Here is a 17,116-nt window from a genome sequence, read left to right on the forward strand (position 1 = left end):
TTCCTAGTTCCGGCCGGGCTGCCAGCCGAGCACCCGGCGTTCGATGCCGAGGAGTGCGGCGTTGAACGCGTAGCCGAGGATGCCCAGCAGCACGATCCATGCCCACATCTGGTCGAAGTCGTACGAACGCTGGGCGGCGAGCAGCGCGTAGCCGATGCCGTTGAGCGCTCCCACCAGTTCGGAGATCGCCATCAGGATCAGCGCGATCGAAAGCGACACCCGAAGCCCGGCGAAGATCTTCGGCAGCGCCGAGGGCAGCACGACCAGCCCGATCCAGTACCGCTTGGGCGTACGGAACGCGCGGGCCGTCTCGACCTTGACCTTGTCGACCGAGCGGACACCGTCCACTGTGTTCATCAGCACCGGCCACAGCGAACTGAAGATGATCGTCGCGGTCTGCATGCCAGGGCCGATGCCGAACAGGATGATGAACACCGGCACCAGCGCGGGCGGCGGAATGGCGCGGAAGAACGCGAACAGCGGCCCCACGTAGTCCATCCCGGTGCGCGAGCGGCCGAGCGCGGTGCCGAGCGCGACACCGATCACCACCGCGAGCAGCCAGCCGCCGAGCAGCCTGCCGAGACTCGGCAGGATGTGGTCGAACACCGGGTCGCCGAGGAACAGGTGCGAGGCCGGGCCGGAGAACCACAGTTTCGCGGCCGCGGCGGCGATCTTCGACGGCGGCGGGAAGAACACGCTTTCGCTCAGCTGCGTCGCGATCTCCCACAGCACCACCAGAATCGCGAACAGCAGCCACTTGCGGGCGAACCCGCTGAGGCCGCGGCTCACCCGGCGCGTGACGGTGGAGGGCTTCTCGACCACACTCACGCGGCGGCTCCTTCGACAGCGCTGCTCCAGCGGAACAGCCGATTGCCCAGTCGTTCCAGGCCCTCGTTCACGAGGTAGCCGAGCAGCCCGGCGACCACCGTTCCGGCGAGCACCAGATCCATCCGGCCCGGTCCGGAACTGGCTTCGAGCACGAACTGCCCGATGCCGAGCTTCGCCCCGGCCAGGAATTCCGTGCTGATCACCAGGATCAGCGAAATCGCCGCGGACAGCCGGATCCCGGTGAACACGAACGGCGCGGCGTGCGGCAGCGCGACCGAGGTCAGCACCCGCGAACGCGGAGTTCCGTAGGTGCGCGCGGTTTCCAGCAGCAGCGGGTCGATCTCGGCCAGCGCGTAAATGGTGTTGAAGAGAATCGGCCACACCGCCGCGTACACGGCTAGCGTGATCTTCGCTTCCGGGCCGCCGCCGACGACGATCAGCACCAGCGGAATCAGTGCCACAGAAGGGATCGGCCGCAGGAATTCGACGATCGCCTTGGTCGCGTCGCGCAGCCAGCGGACGCTGCCGAGCAGCAGACCGGCCGGGACCGCGATGGCGATCGAGATGAGCAGCGCGATCAGCCACGCGAGCACCGAGGCGACCACGTCGCGGACGAATTCGACGTCGCCGAACAGTTCGCCGATCCGGGCGAACACCACGGTCGGCGGGGGAAGGTCGTTCTGGTCGATCAGACCGGCCCGCACGACGGCCTCCCAGATCAGGAGGAAGCCGAGCAGGCCGGTCAGGTTCCGGACGAGGCGCACGTCAGGACGCGTTCGCCTGCGGGACGATCATCGACTGGACGTCGATCTTCGACTGGATGGAACCGAACTGCTGCAGCAGGTCCGGCACCCGCTGGATGCGCCGGGCGTCCAAAGTGGACTGGAAGGTCAGCAGGTTCGTGATCTTCGCGGTCGCCTCGTCCACCTTCGAGAACTGGATCATCAGCGGCTCGATCTTCGAACGGTCGGCCGATTCCTTGGTGGCCCGCAGCATCGCGCGCTGGAACGCCGCGACGGTCTTCGGGTTGGCGTCGGTGAACTTGCCGAGCGAGCCGTAGCCCGCGGTCGGGAAGTCCTTGGTGCCGCCGGAAGCGGTGTCGATGACCTCGACCGTCCCGTTGACCTTCGCCGACTGCGTGATGAACGGCTCGGTCAGGAAGCCGGCGTCGATGTTGCCGCGCTTGACCGCGGGGCCGATGTCCGGGAACCGCAGGGAAACCCACTGCACGTCGTTGAAGCTCACGCCGTTGTCGCGCATGACCGATTTGGTCAGGGTGTCGCAAATCGTGTTGGTGGCGGTGATCCCGATCCGCTTGCCCGCCAGGTCGTGCACGTTCTTGATGTTGCTGTTCGGCATCGCCACGACCTCGGTGCTCTTCGGGCCGGCCGAGGAGGCGTCGGCGACGAGCTTGATGTCCGCGGCGCCCTTGCTCTTGGCGATGAAGAACGGCGTGTAGCTCGCGTAGGCGATGTCGACCTCGCCCGCCTGCAGTTTCTGCAGCGACGCGTCACCGCTGGCGGCGTCGACGGCTTCGACCTCGAGTCCCTCGTTCTTGAAGTAGCCGTTCTGGACCGCGAGGTGGAAAGGCACCACGTCGATCGTCGGCATGATCGAGACCTTGATCTTGGCCTTCTCGACCCCGGAGCCGCCCTTCGCGCTGCCCGAATCGTCCGATCCGCCCAGCAGGCCGCATCCGCTGGCAGTCAAGGCCACGCCGCCCGCCATCGCGAGCGACAGGAACCCGCGCCTGCCGTAATCGCGCCGGCTGCTCACCGCTTCATCAAACAAGGTCGCTCCTAGCAAATGGGCCCGCGTCTGGCATGGACGCGGGGGGAAGGTGGCTCATTGTCCGGAGTCACGCGGCTACTGTAGAGAACCAGGACGATCACTCACAATGGGTGTTCATATACGATTCAGAAGTGGCACTGGTCACTCGATCAGGTGATCGAATCCCCTGGTATGTCGGGGTATGTGAACGACCTGTGGGTGCCCGATGGGCCTTGATCCGCTGCCTGGGTGCTCTCCGGGCAACTTCTGGAGGGTTACAAATGGGCCAGGCGTTCGCTACCCTCTGCTCCTGCAATGTGAGGTGTGGACCACCGATGTAGTGAGAGCGCGACTAGGGAAAAGGCTCTCCGCGCACGCCGGCGACGAGCCGGTGCAGGGTGGCCTCGGCCGAACGGACTAAGAGATCGACCACGTGCGGGGACCGAACGTCATGCCAGACCTGAACCGATTCCGCGCCCGAGGCGGCGGGCAGCCGCACCTCGAAGTCGATCTTTTCACTCGAAAGGGTGTAACAGTCCGGGGCGCGGTCCAGACCACTCAGGTGGCGGATTACCTGCCGGGAGCGTGCGCGTAGTGGCCACGAGCACGGCAGGTTCGGAATCAACGGGCCCCTCGGGCCCGGACGGTGGTGCGGCGGTGCCGAACGAAGACACCGCGGGGGCAGGGGAGGCCTCCGCTCAGGAGAACGCGGGGACCGCGCAGCAGCGGTCCTGGCTCGCGCTCGGCAACTGGCGATTGCGGTCCAAGCTCGCGCTCATTCTCCTCATCCCCACGATCACCGCGCTGGTGCTCGGCGTCCTGCGCGTGGTCGACGACGTGCGGTCGGCGGTCGACCTCAACCACACCGCCAACCAGGTCGCCTTCGCCGAGAAGGTCACCGCGGTAGTGCACGACCTGCAGCGCGAGCGCGCGCTGGCGGTGGTCCGGATCTCCTCGGCGGACCCGCTGCGCCAGACCGGCCTCGACGCGCAGATGGCGAAGGTCGACCGCGACGTCGACGACCTGCGCAACGCCGCGGTCAACCTCGACAACGAGGACCAGGCGGCCAGCGACCGCTACGCGCACGGCCTCCAGCGCCTCGACGCGCTGCGCCCGCTGCGCGCGGCGATGACCACCTCGGCCTACTCCGACCGCGCGGTCCTCGACACCTACTCCTCGGTGCTCGACTCGCTGATCCAGCTCGGCCGCGAGGTCTCCACCGCGACGACCGACCGCGACCTGCTCCGCCTCGGCACGAGCACGCAGTCGATCAGCGAGGCGAAGGAGTTCATCCTCCGCGGCGACTCCGCGCTGCAGATCGCCGCGTTCCGCGACGGCTTCCCCGGCAACCTGATCGACGAGACCCGGGCCGCCGAGGCCAGCGGCGACGCGTCGATCACCGCGTTCCTCGCCAACGCCACCGACGACCAGGTCCAGCTCTACAACGACACCTACTCCGGCCCCGAGGTCGACGAGCGTCGGCGGTTGCAGACACAGGCGTTCTCCTTCGCCCAGCAGAGCCAGCCGCTCAACCTCGACGGCACCAAGCTCGGCCAGGACTCCACCGTCGCCGCCGACAAACTGCGCGCGGTCGAGGTCAACCTGCTGACCCAGCTGCGCGCGCAGGCCGACGAACTGGCCAGCAACGCGGTGCGCTCGGCGTGGGTCGGCGGGGTCATCGTCCTCGCCGCGCTGGTCGCCGCGCTGATGCTGATGCTCGTCATCGCCCGGCTGATGCTGCGCCCGCTGCGGGTGCTGCGGAAGACCGCGCTGGACGTCGCCTACACCCGGCTGCCGGAAACCGTGCAGGCCATCCTGGACGACCCGGACCCGGTCAACGCCTCGAAGAAGGCGGTCGACCCGGTCCCGGTCCTCACCCGCGACGAGATCGGCGAAGTGGCGCGCTCGTTCGACGTGGTGCACGAGCAGGCGGTCAAGATGGCCGCCGAACAGGCACTGCTGCGCGAGAACGTCAACGGCATCTTCGTGAACCTCTCCCGGCGGTCGCAGCGGCTGGTGGAACGCCAGCTCGGCGTCATCGACCGGCTCGAGGCCGACGAGCAGGACCCGGACCATCTCGCGAGCCTGTTCGAACTCGACCACCTGGCGACCCGGTTGCGCCGGAACGGCGAATCGCTGCTGGTGCTTTCGGGCGCGGGCCTCGCGAAGTCGGTGCCCAAGCCGGTGCCGGCGGCCGACGTGATCGGCGCGGCGGTGTCGGAGATCGAGCAGTACGCCCGCATCGAGATCGGCATCGTGCCCGAGGTCGCGGTGCAGGGCCTCGCGATCCACGACCTCGTGCACGTGCTCGCGGAACTGCTCGACAACGCGACCTACTTCTCCGAACCGGAGACCAAGATCACCGTCCGCGCGGTCATCACGCGCAAGAAGGCGCTGGCGATCCAGGTCACCGACCACGGCGTCGGGATGAGCGAGGAACGCCTCGCCGAAGTCAACGAGCGTCTCGCCGACCCGCCGGACCTTGACGTGTCGGTGACCCGGCGAATGGGTCTGTACGTGGTCGCGCGGCTGGCCCAGCGGCACGGAATCGAGGTGCGGCTGCGCGAGAACGAGGACATCGAGGGCGGCGTGATCGCCCGCGTCGTGGTCCCGGTCGAGCTGCTCACCCAGGTCCGGACCGTGTCCCCGACGATGCGGAACACCCCGCCGCCGCCGAACCGCAACGAGGTCTCGCATCCGAGCCTTCCGCCGCTGAACCGCGAACCGGAGCCGTCGAACCCGCTTCCGCTCGCGCCGCCGCCCGCGGCCGCCGAGCTGACCGAGGCGATGGGTTCGGCGCACTCCGGCGGAGCGTCCGAGAACGGCGGCCTCGTCCCGCTCGACCAGCCGATCAGCCTCGACGACCTCGTCGCGGGCAACCGCGCGGCCGGTCCGTTCCTCAGCCCGGCGACGCCCGCCTCGGAAGCTCCGGCGTGGCCGACCGCTGAGGACCTCGCGCCGCTCACGCGCGAGTCGTACGGCGAGGGCGCGAGCCTGGCCCAGACCGAATTCCCGCCGCTGGTGCTGCCGAAGCGGGAGCCGAAGTACGTCGCGCCGGAAGCGCCCAAGGAGCAGCCGCCCGCCGAGCCGGACGGTTCCGCCGCGCTCGAGGACGACGTGCCCACCCGGCGGCTGCCGATCTACCAGTCGGTGCTGTCGCGCTGGTTCAGCGAGGGCGAGGACGGCGAACCCGGAGCCGGAACGCCGCAGGCGGCCGCGCCGGAACCGGAGCCGGAAGCCGCCGAGGCTCCCGCCGCCGCGCCGGAGGAACGCGCCGAGACCAGGGCCGAGCCGGCGCGGCAGGCGAGCGAGCCGCTCGAGTCGACGCCGCTCTACCCCGGTTCCGACGAGCCGGAGGACGACAGCTGGCACAGCGTCTCCGACGAGGGCTGGCAGGCGGCGCAGTCGCTGCTCGAATCCAAGAACGAGGAGATCACGTCCGCCGGGCTGCCCAAGCGCGTGCCCAACGCGTACCTGGTCCCCGGCTCGATCGGCAACGCGCCGGAACCGGCGCAGCAGCAGAACTCGTTCACCGACGCGACCACCGGAATGCCCGGAACGGGTGCGATCACCCGCTCGGCGACGGCTGCCCGCAGCCGGATGGCAAGCTTCCAGCGTGGGTACAAGTCCGGCAGGCACGCGCTGAAGGAGCGGCCGCCGGAAGCCCGGCTCGACGACGACGGGGTTCGCGTCACCGGGGCCGGGTATGTGAGCGACAGCAGTGAGGAGCGAGAGTGACACGGGCGGGAGTGCAGCCGGGAGGCGGCTCGGTGCAGCCGAACGGCAGGCAGGCCGGCGGCAGCGCGGCGAGCAGCTTCGCGTGGCTGATCACGGACTTCGTCCACCGGGTGCCCGGTGCGGCGCACGCGGTGGTCGTCTCGGCCGACGGTCTGCTGCTCGCGTCTTCGCGCGGGCTGCCGAAGGACCGGGCGGACCAGTTGGCAGCCGTCGCCTCGGGGCTGACCAGCCTCGCGCGCGGGGCGGCGAAGGTGTTCGAGGGCGGCCCGGTCGCGCAGACCGTGGTCGAGATGGCGAACGGATTTCTCTTCCTGATGTCGGTGTCCGACGGCTCGTGCCTCGCGGTGCTGGGTTCGCCGGAAAGCGACATCGGCTTGGTGGTGTACGAGATGACTCTGCTGGTCGAACGGGTCGGCCAGCAGCTGACACCGGAGATGCGGGCACAACTGCAGGGCGCTGCGGTCCGTCGCTAGGCGGACCTAGGACTACAGGAGTAAACCGTGGACGACGGGCGCTTGCGCGGCGACGGCCGGCTCGGTGACGAGCACACCGGGGGCTGGGGCGATCGGGACCAGAGCCGGGAGGACTGGAAGTCCTTCCGGGATCGGGTCGACCGCGAATGGCGTTCGAGGGACGTCCAAGCCGCTGATTCCGAGCCGGTGCGCGAACCGCCGAACTGGCTGACCGATTCCAACGCCGGGCAGCAGCCGGGCATCACCGCGGTGCCCGGGTACCGCGAGCGGCTGCTCGGCGGGCCCGGTTCGGAGCTGTTCGGCGGGGCGAGCGGACCGCTGTACGACTCGGCCGAGTTCGCCGCGTTCAGCGCCGAACGCGACGGGTCGCCGGGGCCATCGAGCTTCCCGTCGAACGGACTGGCCGCCGCGCTGCCGATGCAGGCGGCCGGCGAATACGTGGACGAGCCCGCCGAGGTGGAGACCTCCGGGCTGGTCCGGCCTTACTTCCGCACCCGAGGGCGCACGAAGCCGACCTACGACCTCGCGATCGAGGCGCTGGTGTCGACGAGCGAGCAGGGCAGGGTGCTTGACCGCGTCCGCGTGCCGGAGCACCGGTCGATCTGCGACCTCTGCCTCGACACCCGGTCGGTCGCCGAGGTGGCCGCGCTCCTGCGGCTGCCGCTCGGCGTGGTGCGGGTGCTGATTGGTGACGTGGCGGGCCTCGGCCTGGTGCTCGTGCACACGAGCAGCAGCACGAATTCGGGCGACCGCCCCAGTATCGAGTTCATGGAAAGGGTGCTCAGTGGGCTTCGGAGAATTTGACTCCGACGCGAACACACCGCATACGGGTCCGACCTCGTCGGCCAAGATCGTGGTCGCGGGTGGGTTCGGTTCGGGCAAGACGACTCTGGTCGGGGCGATCTCCGAGATCGACCCGCTGACCACCGAGGCCATGATGACCGAGGCCAGCGTGGGCCACGACGACGTGTCGGCCACGCCGAACAAGTCGACCACCACGGTGGCCATGGACTTCGGCCGGATCTCGCTCGACTCCGACCTGGTGCTGTACGTGTTCGGCACGCCGGGCCAGCACCGGTTCTGGTTCATGTGGGACGACCTCGCCGTCGGCGCGATCGGCGCGGTCGTGCTGGTGGACACGCGCAGGCTGGCGGACGCGTTCCCGTCGATCGACTTCTTCGAGAACCGGAAGCTGCCTTACGTCGTGGCGATCAACTGCTTCGACCGGCTGCTGCACCACCAGATCGAGGACGTGCGGCACGCGCTCACCATCTCGCCGTCGGTGCCGATCATGGCGTGCGACGCGCGGGAGCGGGATTCGGCGAAGCAGGTGCTGATCTCCGTCGTGCAGCACGCGATCGCGCACGACACGGCTTTGCGGGCGGGCTAGTCCCGTCCGCGGTCCCCGCCGCCGTCTGCGAAGGAGGCGTCCGCCGACTCCCAGATTCCCGTTACACCCCGGCTCGGGTGCGGCCGTTGGAGTGAACTCCACGGGCTTCACCCGCTTCGGGGAGTGGTGCCTCCGAGCGGGGCGGGCCGAGTAGTCCCGTCCCCTCGCGGCCGAGGCCGGCCGCCCCTGATCGGGGCGTCGGACCGGCGGTGACCTGCACGGACATCCCGCTGCGCACGGTGGCCGCCGCCACCACCGAGTGACCCGCGAATGCGTGGTTGTGCATGCGTTCGCGCGACGTTACATCCGGCAGACACGTACCGTGCCCGGGCACACGCTCGACACGACCGGGTGCGTGAATACGCTGGAACGACGACTTCACCGCGGCCGGGCGAGGATGGCCCGAGGGCGGCGAACGGGCGTCCGGCAGCGTTCGAGGAGCTTGGAGGGGCAGTGACCGATTCCGACCGGCCAGCGGACCAGGGCACGTTCAGCTGGCTGATCTCGGATTTCGTGCGCCGGGTCCCGGGTGCGGCGCACGCGGTGCTGGTGTCGGCGGACGGACTGATGCTCGCGCCTTCGGAGGGATTGCCGCAGGAACGCGCCGAGCAGCTCTCGGCGGTGGCGTCCGGGCTGATCAGCCTGACCCAGGGCGCGGCGCGATGCTTCGAGGCGGGCGGCGTGAACCAGACCGTGGTCGAGATGGAACGCGGATACCTGTTCCTGATGTCGGTCTCGGACGGGTCCTGTTTGGCCGTGCTCGCCGCGCCGACGTGTGACATCGGGACAGTCGCGTACGAAATGACCCTGCTGGTCGAGCGGGTCGGCGAGCAGATCACGCCGGAGCTGCGCGCGCAGCTGCAGGGCGGCGGGGTACTGGGGTAGCCGATGAAGATCTCGGGTTTCGGAGACCAGGACACGGGTGCCTGGGACGCCCTCCACAAAGGCACGGAACGGGAGTCGTTCGACTCGCCGAGCCGGTACGAGCTGAGTTCGCTGAGCCTGCGGTTGCCGCACCGGCAGCCTCGGGCCACGCCGCCTCCTCCGCCCCCGTCTTCGCGGCACGCGCAGCCGCCCGCCCGGCGTCCCGAGCCCGCGCCTCGCCCGGCTCCCGCGCCTGAGCCGCGTCCGGTGCGGCAGGCGGTCGCCCCGCGTCCGGTGGCCCCGCCGCCCGCTCCCGCTCCGGTGCCGGAGGAGAGCTGGGACGACGACGGCTACGAATGGGTCGAGGACGGCGAATCCGGGTACTGGGAAGAGCCGCGGCACAGCGACCGGTGGGAAGAGCCTCAGCAGCCGCGCTGGGAAGAACCCCGGCCCAGCCGTCCCGCGGCGCACGACCCGTACTCGTTCGACGAGTACGCCGGTTCGCCCGGCCCGGACGACCGCGTGGTCCCGGAAGGCTCGGCGTACCAGCGGCAGCACGTCGACCAAGCCACCCGCAGCAGGCACGCACTGGCCGAAGAGCCCCCGGCGGACGACCGGTACGCGTACTCCGACCCCGGCCCGGCCTCCGGAGTGTCCGAATTGGACCGGTTCTGGTCCGGCGACGAACCCGCGCAGCCGGAACCGCCCGCCCAGCCGACGAAATCGCGCGTGCGGCCGTACGCGCGGACCCGCGGGCGCACGCACTCGGACCACAATCTGGCGCTGGAGGCCCTGGTCTCCACCAGCGACGAGGGCCGCCGCTATCGCGGGGTGCGCTCGATCGAGCACCGCCGGATCTGCGATCTGTGCCTGGACACCCGCTCGGTCGCGGAGATCGCCGCGCACCTGCACCTGCCGCTCGGCGTGGTGAAGGTCCTGGTGGGGGACATGGCGGACATCGGGCTGGTCATGCTGCACCAGACCGATCTGGTGCTGGGCGACCGTTCGTCGCGGGAGTTCATGGAGCGGGTGCTGCAGGGGCTTCGCAACCTCTGACCACGCTCACTCAGGGTTCCCCTCACGAACGTTCGTGCTGGCCGAACCGCGCTGCTGAAAGACCCGACCGCTGGCGAGCTCAGTCCTCGACCAGTGCGGCGGAAGTGATGCGGTGCAACGGATACCGCTCGTGGTTCGCGCCTTCCAACACTCCGCCGCCGACCCGCAGCGGGCGCACCACGCGCTGGCTCGCCGTGCCGCGCGAGTCGACGAAGCCGATCCACACCTCGCGTTGTTCGAGCGTCGCGCGGGACAGCAGGTCGAGCGTCGCCGTCGTGTCCGCACCGCCGCCGCCTGGCGCGCGCACTGTCGAACCGCGGCGGCGGGCCGAAGCTTGGTCTCCCGCGCGGAGATTCGACACGATCCGCGCCGCCTGTTCGTCGGTCAGCACCGCCTGCTCGCCCGGCCGGGCGCGAGCCGCGCGGGCGCGGGCGGGGAGCCGGCGGCCGGTGGGGCGCAGGTCGACTACCCGGCCGTCCGGACCTTCCGCCGCGGGAGCGAAACCCGCGCCGCGCAAGGCTTCCAGTACTTCGGCCAGCGGCGCGGAGCTGATCAGCACCGTCGGCGCGATCAGTCGCAGGTCGTACTCCGCGGCCACCGGATTCGCGAGGACCTCGGCGAGCAGCGCCTCGTCGTCGCAGCGCAGGAACGAGCCCGCGGTACCGCCGCGGAGGCGTCCGTGGCGGCGGGCCACGTCGTCGATCAGGTACGTGAGGCCTTGCGGCACCGGGGTCGCCGACTTGTCGCGGAACATCGCGTGCAGTTCGTCGGCGGTCCGTCCGGTGTCCAGCGCGCGCCGCACCGAAGGCTCGGTGACGCGGTAAACCGTTGCGTGGCCAGCGGATTCGACGTCCGCGACCGCAGCCATGTCCGCTGCCAGTTCCGGCTCGAGCGGGCCCGGCGCGACCACCGTCAGGTCGGCTTGCACCAGCACGTGGTCGACCGGTGCGGGCAGCGCGTCGTGCATTGCCTCGACAGCGCCGGGGCGGTCGTCCTCCAGCAGCAGCCGGGTGGCGGTGGTGAGGGCGCCGAGACCGACAAGGCCCAGCGCGGTCGCTTCGGCCATCGTCCAGCGGACGGTTTCGTCTCGCAGCCGGCCACCTCGCCGGGGCGCGCGCCAAGCCAGCACGGCCACTAGCTCGTCGACACTTTTGACGCCTGCGCCCGGATTCAGCTCAGCCAGCGCGGAAAGCACGCGGTGCCGCGAAACCGGCGCGAGCGGCCGTCGCAATTCCTCGGACAACGGCGCGATCGGCTTGTCCTTCGCGTCGCGGCCACCGGCGAGCCCGGGCAGCCGCGGAAGTTCCAGCCACGCCTGCGCGAGCGTCATCCACCGCTGCACCGAAGGCGACGCAAGCCAGCTGTCGGTAAGCATGGTGGGCACGTATTCCGGGGCGGTGTTTTCGCTGTCCGCAACGAGTCCCGCGCCGACGACCAGTTCGGCGAGCAGTGTCGCGCGGGTCTCGTCGATTTCGAGATCCTTCGCGACCTTCTTCAGCTCTCGGACCCCGAGCCCGCCCGCCTTGAGCACCGGCGGCGGCGAATCCGACCACATCCGCAGCAGAGATTCCGTCTGCCGCAGCAACTCCATCGCCTCGCCGGCCGCGGTTTCGTCCACCGTGTCCGTCCGATGTGGATGGACGGGCAGCTCCGGCTCGACCAGCGTGTCCGGTTCGAACGCGTGCCCGCCGCGCAGCAGCAGGCCGAGTTCGCGAGGCAGTTCGACAGTCTGGTCGTCGCGGCGCAGCAGCAGACCGCGCGCGAGGAGCTTCTGCACCGGCGTGGCCGCGTCGGACAGCCCGACGTCGAAGCTCGCGTCGCGGGTCCGGCCGATCGGCGGCCCGGCGGCCAGCGCGGTGAGCACGGCCCGCTCGTCCTCGCCGACCTCCGCGAGCCGCGCGTCGATGTCGGTGGCGGCCAACGCGGGCGACGGTGCGCCGAGCCCGGCGGGGAACGGCCCGAGCGCGTCGCGGGCCGCGGGCGGCACGCGCAGCTCGTCGTCGGCACCCCAGACGAGCGCCCGGGCGCGCAGCCGCGCGAGCGGTTCGCTCACGTCGCGGCCGACCAGCGCCGTCACCGCGGACACCGGCGTCGGTTCGGTGTCGGCACCGGCGATCAGCAGCGCGTCGATCACCGCGAGGGTGAACGTGTCGAGGTCTTCGCAGGCTCGGGTGACCGACCCCGGGGTGCCCGCGCGGGTGGCGAGCACGGTGGTGTCGGACGGAGGAGGGGTGGACAGATCGCGACGCGTGCGCAGCAGTTCGGCGAGTGCGTCGTCGGACTCCGCACGCAGCCAGTCCGCCAGAGAGGTCGCGGGCATAGACACCCAGGATACCGGGCGGGTGCGCGCGCCCGAGCGGTGTTCGGGCAGACTGTGTGCGAGTTTGCCGGACGAGGGCCTCGGAGGAAGCAGTGGCGAAGGGCGACAAGCAGAGCAAGGGCATCGACCCGACGTGGCCGGGCGAACCGGGCGAGCACCCGGTCACCGAGCTGTCCTCGGACCGGCAGGGAGCGCTTTCGCCGTTCGGCGACCTGGCCTTCCCGCTCGAGCAGGTGCCTTACGTGCACCCGGAGACCGAGATCAACCGCTGACCTGCGTGCCCTCGTGAGTGGCGATGCCGGTTCTCGTCGGCGTAAACACTCACGAGGCTGAAGTTACTGGTCAGTCACCCGGTTGGGGTGTGGTGGCGCGGGTCACCGGACTAGATTCGAGCCGTCCGAACCCACACCACCTGCGGGGAGTACGTGTCATGCCGGTTCCCGGTCCCGGGTATTCGATCACCGTCCGGGTCGAGGCCCCGGCCTCGTCCACGGCCGCGGGTGATCTCACCACCGCGGTCGGCCGCGTCGGCGGCGTGCTGACGGCGTTCGACGTCGTCGAATCGCACGCGGACACGATCGTGATCGACATCAGCGCCAACGCGCTGTCGGAAAACCACGCGCAGGACATCACCGCGGCGCTCGATTCGCTGCCGGGCGTGCGCGTGCGCAAGGTCTCGGACCGGACGTTCCTGATCCACCTCGGCGGCAAGATCGAGGTCAGCCCCAAGGTCGCGCTCCGCAACCGGGACGATCTCTCCCGCGCCTACACCCCGGGCGTCGCCCGCGTGTGCCAGGCGATCGCCGCGAACCCCGAGGACGCGCGCCGGCTGACCATCAAGCGCAACACCGTCGCGGTGCTCACCGACGGTTCCGCCGTGCTCGGCCTCGGCAACATCGGCCCGGCCGCCGCGCTGCCGGTGATGGAGGGCAAGGCGGCGCTGTTCAAGAAGTTCGCCGACGTCGACGCGTGGCCGGTCTGCCTGGACACCCAGGACACCGAAGAGATCATCATGATCGCGAAGGCGCTCGCGCCGGTGTACGCGGGCATCAACCTCGAGGACATCGCCGCCCCGCGCTGTTTCGAGATCGAGAAGCGGCTGCGCGAGCAGTTGGACATCCCGGTCTTCCACGACGACCAGCACGGCACCGCGATCGTCGTGGTCGCCGCGCTGCGCAACGCGCTGCGCGTGGTCGGCAAGAACATCGAGGACTGCAAGATCGTGGTCAGCGGCGTCGGCGCGGCCGGGTCCGCGATCATCCGGCTGCTGCTGCGCAAGAACCCGGGCGACATCGTGGCCGCCGACATCGACGGCATCGTCTACCCCGACCGCGGCAACCTCGACGACAACCTGACCTGGATCGCCGAGCACACGAACAAGGACCGCAAGTCCGGCACCCTGCACGACGCGCTGGTCGGCGCGGACGTCTTCATCGGCGTCTCGGCCCCGAACCTGTTCGGCGCGGAGCAGGTCGCCACGATGAACGACGACGCCGTCGTCTTCGCGCTGGCCAATCCGGACCCGGAGATCGACCCGCTGGAGGCGCAGAAGCACGCCGCGGTCGTCGCCACCGGCCGCAGCGACTTCCCGAACCAGATCAACAACGTCCTGGCGTTCCCCGGCGTCTTCCGCGGCCTGCTCGACGCCGCCGCGCACAACATCGACGACAACATGCTGCTGGCCGCTTCCGACGCGATCGCCGACGTGGTGGACAACGGCAAGCTCAACGCGTCGTTCATCGTGCCGAGCGTGTTCGACAGCGCGGTGGCCCCCGCGGTCGCGGAAGCGGTGCGCAACGCCGTCCGCGCCGAACGCGCCAGCTGACCCAGCCTCCTTCCGTCCGTGAAGGGCTCCTTGAAGGAATCTGATTCCCGCAAGGAGCCCTTCACGGACTTTGGGCGAAGTTGCGCAGTAGCCTCGCGGGCGTGAGTGAACTCAGCCATGTCGACGAGTCCGGGGCCGCCCGGATGGTCGACGTCTCCGGCAAGACCGCGTCCGCGCGCACCGCGCTGGCCGGCGGGACCGTCCACACCACGGCGGAGGTCGTCGGCCTGCTTTCGGCCAACGGCCTTCCCAAGGGCGACGCGCTGGCGACCGCGCGGATCGCCGGGATCATGGGCGCCAAGCGGGTGCCCGAGCTGATCCCGTTGTGCCACCAGATCGCGCTGTCCGGGGTCAAGGTGGAGTTCGAACTGGCCGAGACCGCCGTGCACATCAGCGCGACGGCCAAGACCAAGGACGTCACCGGGGTCGAGATGGAGGCGCTCACCGCCGTCGCGGTCGCCGGGCTGACCCTGCACGACATGATCAAGGCCGTCGACCCGGCCGCGACGCTCGACAACGTGCGGCTGATCCGCAAGGACGGCGGCAAGACCGGGACCTGGGAGCGGCCATGACCAAGACCGCGCGCGTCATCGTCGCGTCGAATCGCGCCGCGCGAGGCGTCTACGAGGACAAGACCGGCCCGGTGCTCGTCGCCTGGCTGGCCGGCCGCGGCTACGACGTCCCGCCGCCGGTCGTCGTCGAGGACGGCGACCCGGTGGGCGTTGCGCTGCGGGCCGCGGTGTCCGACGGCGTCCAGGTGGTCCTCACGACCGGCGGCACCGGCATCTCGCCGACCGACCGGACCCCGGACGTCACTCGCGCGGTGCTGGATTACGAGCTTCCTGGCGTCGCGGACGCGATCCGCGCGGCAGGACTGCCGAAGGTGCCCACCGCGGTGCTCTCGCGCGGCGTAGCGGGAGTCGCGGGCCGGACCCTCGTGGTGAACCTTCCGGGCTCCAGCGGCGGCGTGAAGGACGGTCTGCGGGTCCTGGAGGACATTCTCGACCACGCGGTGGACCAGCTGGCCGGTGGCGACCACCCGCGCGAGGCGACGCCGTCGGGTCCCGCGGTCCGGATTCTGCGCGCGGACGTGAGCGATCAGCCGCTGTCGGTCGAGGAACACGCGCAACTGGTGGAGGACGACGCGGCGGGTGCCGTGGTCACGTTCTCCGGCGTGGTCCGCGACCACGACGGCGGCAAGGGCGTGCGCGATCTGACCTACGAAGGCCATCCGACAGCCCGTGACGTGCTCGCCGAGGTGGTCAACGACCTGGCGGCGCGCTGGAAGGGCGTGCGGGCGGTGGCGGTGAGCCATCGCGTCGGCGCGTTGACGATCGGCGATGTCGCGCTCGCTTGCGCGGTCGCCGCCGAGCACCGCGGCCAGGCGTTCACTGCGTGCGCGGAGCTGGTGGACGAGGTGAAGGCGCGGCTTCCGGTGTGGAAGCACCAGCACTTCACCGACGGGACCGACGAGTGGGTCAACTCGCCCTGACCCCTCGTGAGTGGCTACGCCGGTTCTAACCGGCGTAGCCACTCACGACCCTGCACACGACGAAGGGCCCCACCGCCAGGGGATTTGACGCGGTGGGGCCCTTCGGGCGTTCTGTCACAGCAGCCGCTGCGCCGGAACCAGCCTCACGAGGAGGCCAGGGTTCACTTGGTGGCGAGCTTCTGGCCGACCACGATGAAGTTCGCGTTCGACACGTACTGCTTGTTCAGGTCCTGCAGCTTCTGGTAGCCGCCCTGGATGTTGTGCTCCTTGGCGATCTTCGAGAGCGTGTCGCCAGCCTTGACGGTGTAGTCACCGTTCGGGTTGGAGTTCGCCACCAGCGCGGCAACCGGCTGGGTGACCTTCTTCGGGGCGACGCTCTTCGGGGTCGCCTTCTTGGCGGTGCTCTTCTTCGGGGTCGCCTTGTGCGCGGAGGCCGAGCTGCCGGCCTTCTTGCTGCACACCGGCCACGCGCCGGGGCCCTGGCCCTGCATGACGCGCTCGGCGACGGCGATCTGCTGCTCACGCGACGCGCCCTGCGGGCTACCGGTGCCGCCGTAGGCCTTCCAGGTGCTCTGGGTGAACTGGAGGCCACCGTAGTAGCCGTTTCCGGTGTTGGTGCTCCAGTTGCCGCCGCTCTCGCACTGCGCGATGGCGTCCCAGTTGGTCGCCGACGCGGGGGTCGCGGCGATCGCGAGGGGGGCGCCGACCGCGATACCCGCGACTGCGACACGGGCGATGGTGCGGGTGGCGGCGGACATCTTGCGGTGCTTGCCTCGGTAAGACATCTGAAAACTTCTCGATTCCTGCGCCTACGAGCACGATGCTGCGGGTCGGGTTGGGAGCCCGTCCGTCCGTTGCCGGCCGGCTGACGCGGACGTCGCACGACGCGCCGTCTTCGTCCCCTCGTCTCTGTCCGGAAATGCTTTCGCTCGGGGTATGGGTCCGGGGATCCGTTGGACAGAGCTGGGCGCTACGGATTCCCGGTGTTGCGTGGTCGGTCGGGGCCAACCGAAAAGCGACGGTACGTAATTCGCGGCGTGATCGGAAATCATTCGGGGTGTGACCTACGTCACAGTAACGGCACGCAACCTGTCTCGATCCGCCTGTTTGCGCTGGTCAGAGCGTCGTTATCTGCTCGTTTTCTTGCCGAGATATTTCACGGATCGTGAGGCTTGGGTCACGTCGATTACGCGTCAAGGGGCCATTCGCAGCAGATAAGGGCGGGCACTCTAAACCACTCGTCAACTGTCGGCCACTGCCCGCCGAGTGGTTCTTTGAGCTGCGGAAATACGCCGTGAGCGAAACGCTTCGGAGAGTAGGGATAAAGCGTGCCGACCGCTCAGCGCGCCAGTGCCGCCAT

General features: G+C 69.9%; 15 protein-coding genes. 10 read left to right on the forward strand and 5 right to left on the reverse strand.

The window, feature by feature from the left end; genetic code table 11:
• Positions 1-3: 3 nt before the first annotated feature.
• From H4281_RS43580 to H4281_RS43590, 3 genes are read right to left on the reverse strand one after another with little or no spacing between them, the layout of a single operon-like run.
• Entirely contained in the window at positions 4-828 is an 825-nt protein-coding gene (locus H4281_RS43580) for an ABC transporter permease (RefSeq protein ID WP_182896709.1), read from the reverse strand.
• On the reverse strand, positions 825-1,592 hold the full coding sequence (locus H4281_RS43585) for an ABC transporter permease (protein ID WP_067594799.1): 768 nt from the start codon (positions 1,590-1,592) through the stop codon (positions 825-827). Before H4281_RS43585 ends, H4281_RS43580 begins: the two co-directional genes overlap by 4 nt.
• Before the next feature lies 1 nt (position 1,593).
• Complete coding sequence (locus H4281_RS43590; RefSeq protein WP_220508765.1) at positions 1,594-2,556, reverse strand: ABC transporter substrate-binding protein; 963 nt, start codon at positions 2,554-2,556, stop codon at positions 1,594-1,596.
• A gap of 699 nt (positions 2,557-3,255) precedes the next feature.
• Between H4281_RS43590 and H4281_RS43595 the strand changes: the two genes are divergently transcribed.
• The 6 genes from H4281_RS43595 (at position 3,256) to H4281_RS43620 (ending at position 10,119) form a co-directional block, all read left to right on the forward strand.
• Entirely contained in the window at positions 3,256-6,336 is a 3,081-nt protein-coding gene (locus H4281_RS43595; protein WP_237597404.1) for a sensor histidine kinase, read from the forward strand.
• Positions 6,333-6,809: a roadblock/LC7 domain-containing protein gene (locus tag H4281_RS43600; RefSeq protein WP_369871052.1), complete on the forward strand. Its 477-nt coding sequence runs from the start codon at positions 6,333-6,335 to the stop codon at positions 6,807-6,809. Before H4281_RS43595 ends, H4281_RS43600 begins: the two co-directional genes overlap by 4 nt.
• Before the next feature lie 27 nt (positions 6,810-6,836).
• Positions 6,837-7,613, forward strand: coding sequence for a DUF742 domain-containing protein (locus tag H4281_RS43605; protein WP_037807839.1), 777 nt, complete (start codon positions 6,837-6,839; stop codon positions 7,611-7,613).
• The gene (locus H4281_RS43610; protein WP_182896712.1) at positions 7,594-8,199 is read left to right on the forward strand and encodes a GTP-binding protein; all 606 of its coding nucleotides are present in this window, start codon (positions 7,594-7,596) and stop codon (positions 8,197-8,199) included. Before H4281_RS43605 ends, H4281_RS43610 begins: the two co-directional genes overlap by 20 nt.
• Before the next feature lie 453 nt (positions 8,200-8,652).
• A complete protein-coding gene (locus H4281_RS43615) occupies positions 8,653-9,084 on the forward strand; it encodes a roadblock/LC7 domain-containing protein (protein WP_009083953.1) in 432 nt (143 codons plus the stop codon).
• A gap of 3 nt (positions 9,085-9,087) precedes the next feature.
• Positions 9,088-10,119, forward strand: a complete 1,032-nt coding sequence (locus H4281_RS43620) for a DUF742 domain-containing protein (protein WP_182896713.1) — start codon at positions 9,088-9,090, stop codon at positions 10,117-10,119.
• Between the two features lie 79 nt (positions 10,120-10,198).
• Here the strand turns inward: H4281_RS43620 and H4281_RS43625 are convergent, their stop codons facing one another.
• Positions 10,199-12,439, reverse strand: coding sequence for a helicase-associated domain-containing protein (locus H4281_RS43625; RefSeq protein ID WP_182896714.1), 2,241 nt, complete (start codon positions 12,437-12,439; stop codon positions 10,199-10,201).
• A 92-nt stretch (positions 12,440-12,531) separates the two neighbouring features.
• On the opposite strand from H4281_RS43625, the gene H4281_RS43630 reads away from it, so the two are divergent.
• The 4 genes from H4281_RS43630 (at position 12,532) to H4281_RS43645 (ending at position 15,756) form a co-directional block, all read left to right on the forward strand.
• On the forward strand, positions 12,532-12,711 hold the full coding sequence (locus tag H4281_RS43630; protein ID WP_037807827.1) for a hypothetical protein: 180 nt from the start codon (positions 12,532-12,534) through the stop codon (positions 12,709-12,711).
• A 158-nt stretch (positions 12,712-12,869) separates the two neighbouring features.
• A complete protein-coding gene (locus H4281_RS43635; protein ID WP_182896715.1) occupies positions 12,870-14,264 on the forward strand; it encodes an NAD-dependent malic enzyme in 1,395 nt (464 codons plus the stop codon).
• Between the two features lie 101 nt (positions 14,265-14,365).
• Positions 14,366-14,836: a cyclic pyranopterin monophosphate synthase MoaC gene (gene moaC / locus H4281_RS43640; RefSeq protein ID WP_037807821.1), complete on the forward strand. Its 471-nt coding sequence runs from the start codon at positions 14,366-14,368 to the stop codon at positions 14,834-14,836.
• Entirely contained in the window at positions 14,833-15,756 is a 924-nt protein-coding gene (locus H4281_RS43645) for a molybdenum cofactor biosynthesis protein MoaE (RefSeq protein WP_182896716.1), read from the forward strand. The genes moaC and H4281_RS43645 overlap by 4 nt, the downstream gene beginning before the upstream one ends.
• A gap of 161 nt (positions 15,757-15,917) precedes the next feature.
• Here the strand turns inward: H4281_RS43645 and H4281_RS43650 are convergent, their stop codons facing one another.
• Entirely contained in the window at positions 15,918-16,541 is a 624-nt protein-coding gene (locus H4281_RS43650; protein ID WP_037807815.1) for a LysM peptidoglycan-binding domain-containing protein, read from the reverse strand.
• Positions 16,542-17,116 lie beyond the last annotated feature (575 nt).

Origin of the sequence: Amycolatopsis dendrobii, assembly GCF_014145675.1 — a bacterium.
GTDB lineage: Bacteria > Actinomycetota > Actinomycetes > Mycobacteriales > Pseudonocardiaceae > Amycolatopsis > Amycolatopsis dendrobii.

Excerpts from the sequence above, each read along its gene's own strand:
- H4281_RS43590 (WP_220508765.1), bottom strand. The coding sequence starts at position 2,556 with ATGGCGGGCGGCGTGGCCTTGACTGCCAGCGGATGCGGCCTGCTGGGC.
- H4281_RS43645 (WP_182896716.1), top strand. The coding sequence starts at position 14,833 with ATGACCAAGACCGCGCGCGTCATCGTCGCGTCGAATCGCGCCGCGCGA.
- H4281_RS43625 (WP_182896714.1), bottom strand. The coding sequence starts at position 12,439 with ATGCCCGCGACCTCTCTGGCGGACTGGCTGCGTGCGGAGTCCGACGAC.
- H4281_RS43620 (WP_182896713.1), top strand. The coding sequence starts at position 9,088 with ATGAAGATCTCGGGTTTCGGAGACCAGGACACGGGTGCCTGGGACGCC.
- H4281_RS43650 (WP_037807815.1), bottom strand. The coding sequence starts at position 16,541 with ATGTCTTACCGAGGCAAGCACCGCAAGATGTCCGCCGCCACCCGCACC.
- H4281_RS43635 (WP_182896715.1), top strand. The coding sequence starts at position 12,870 with ATGCCGGTTCCCGGTCCCGGGTATTCGATCACCGTCCGGGTCGAGGCC.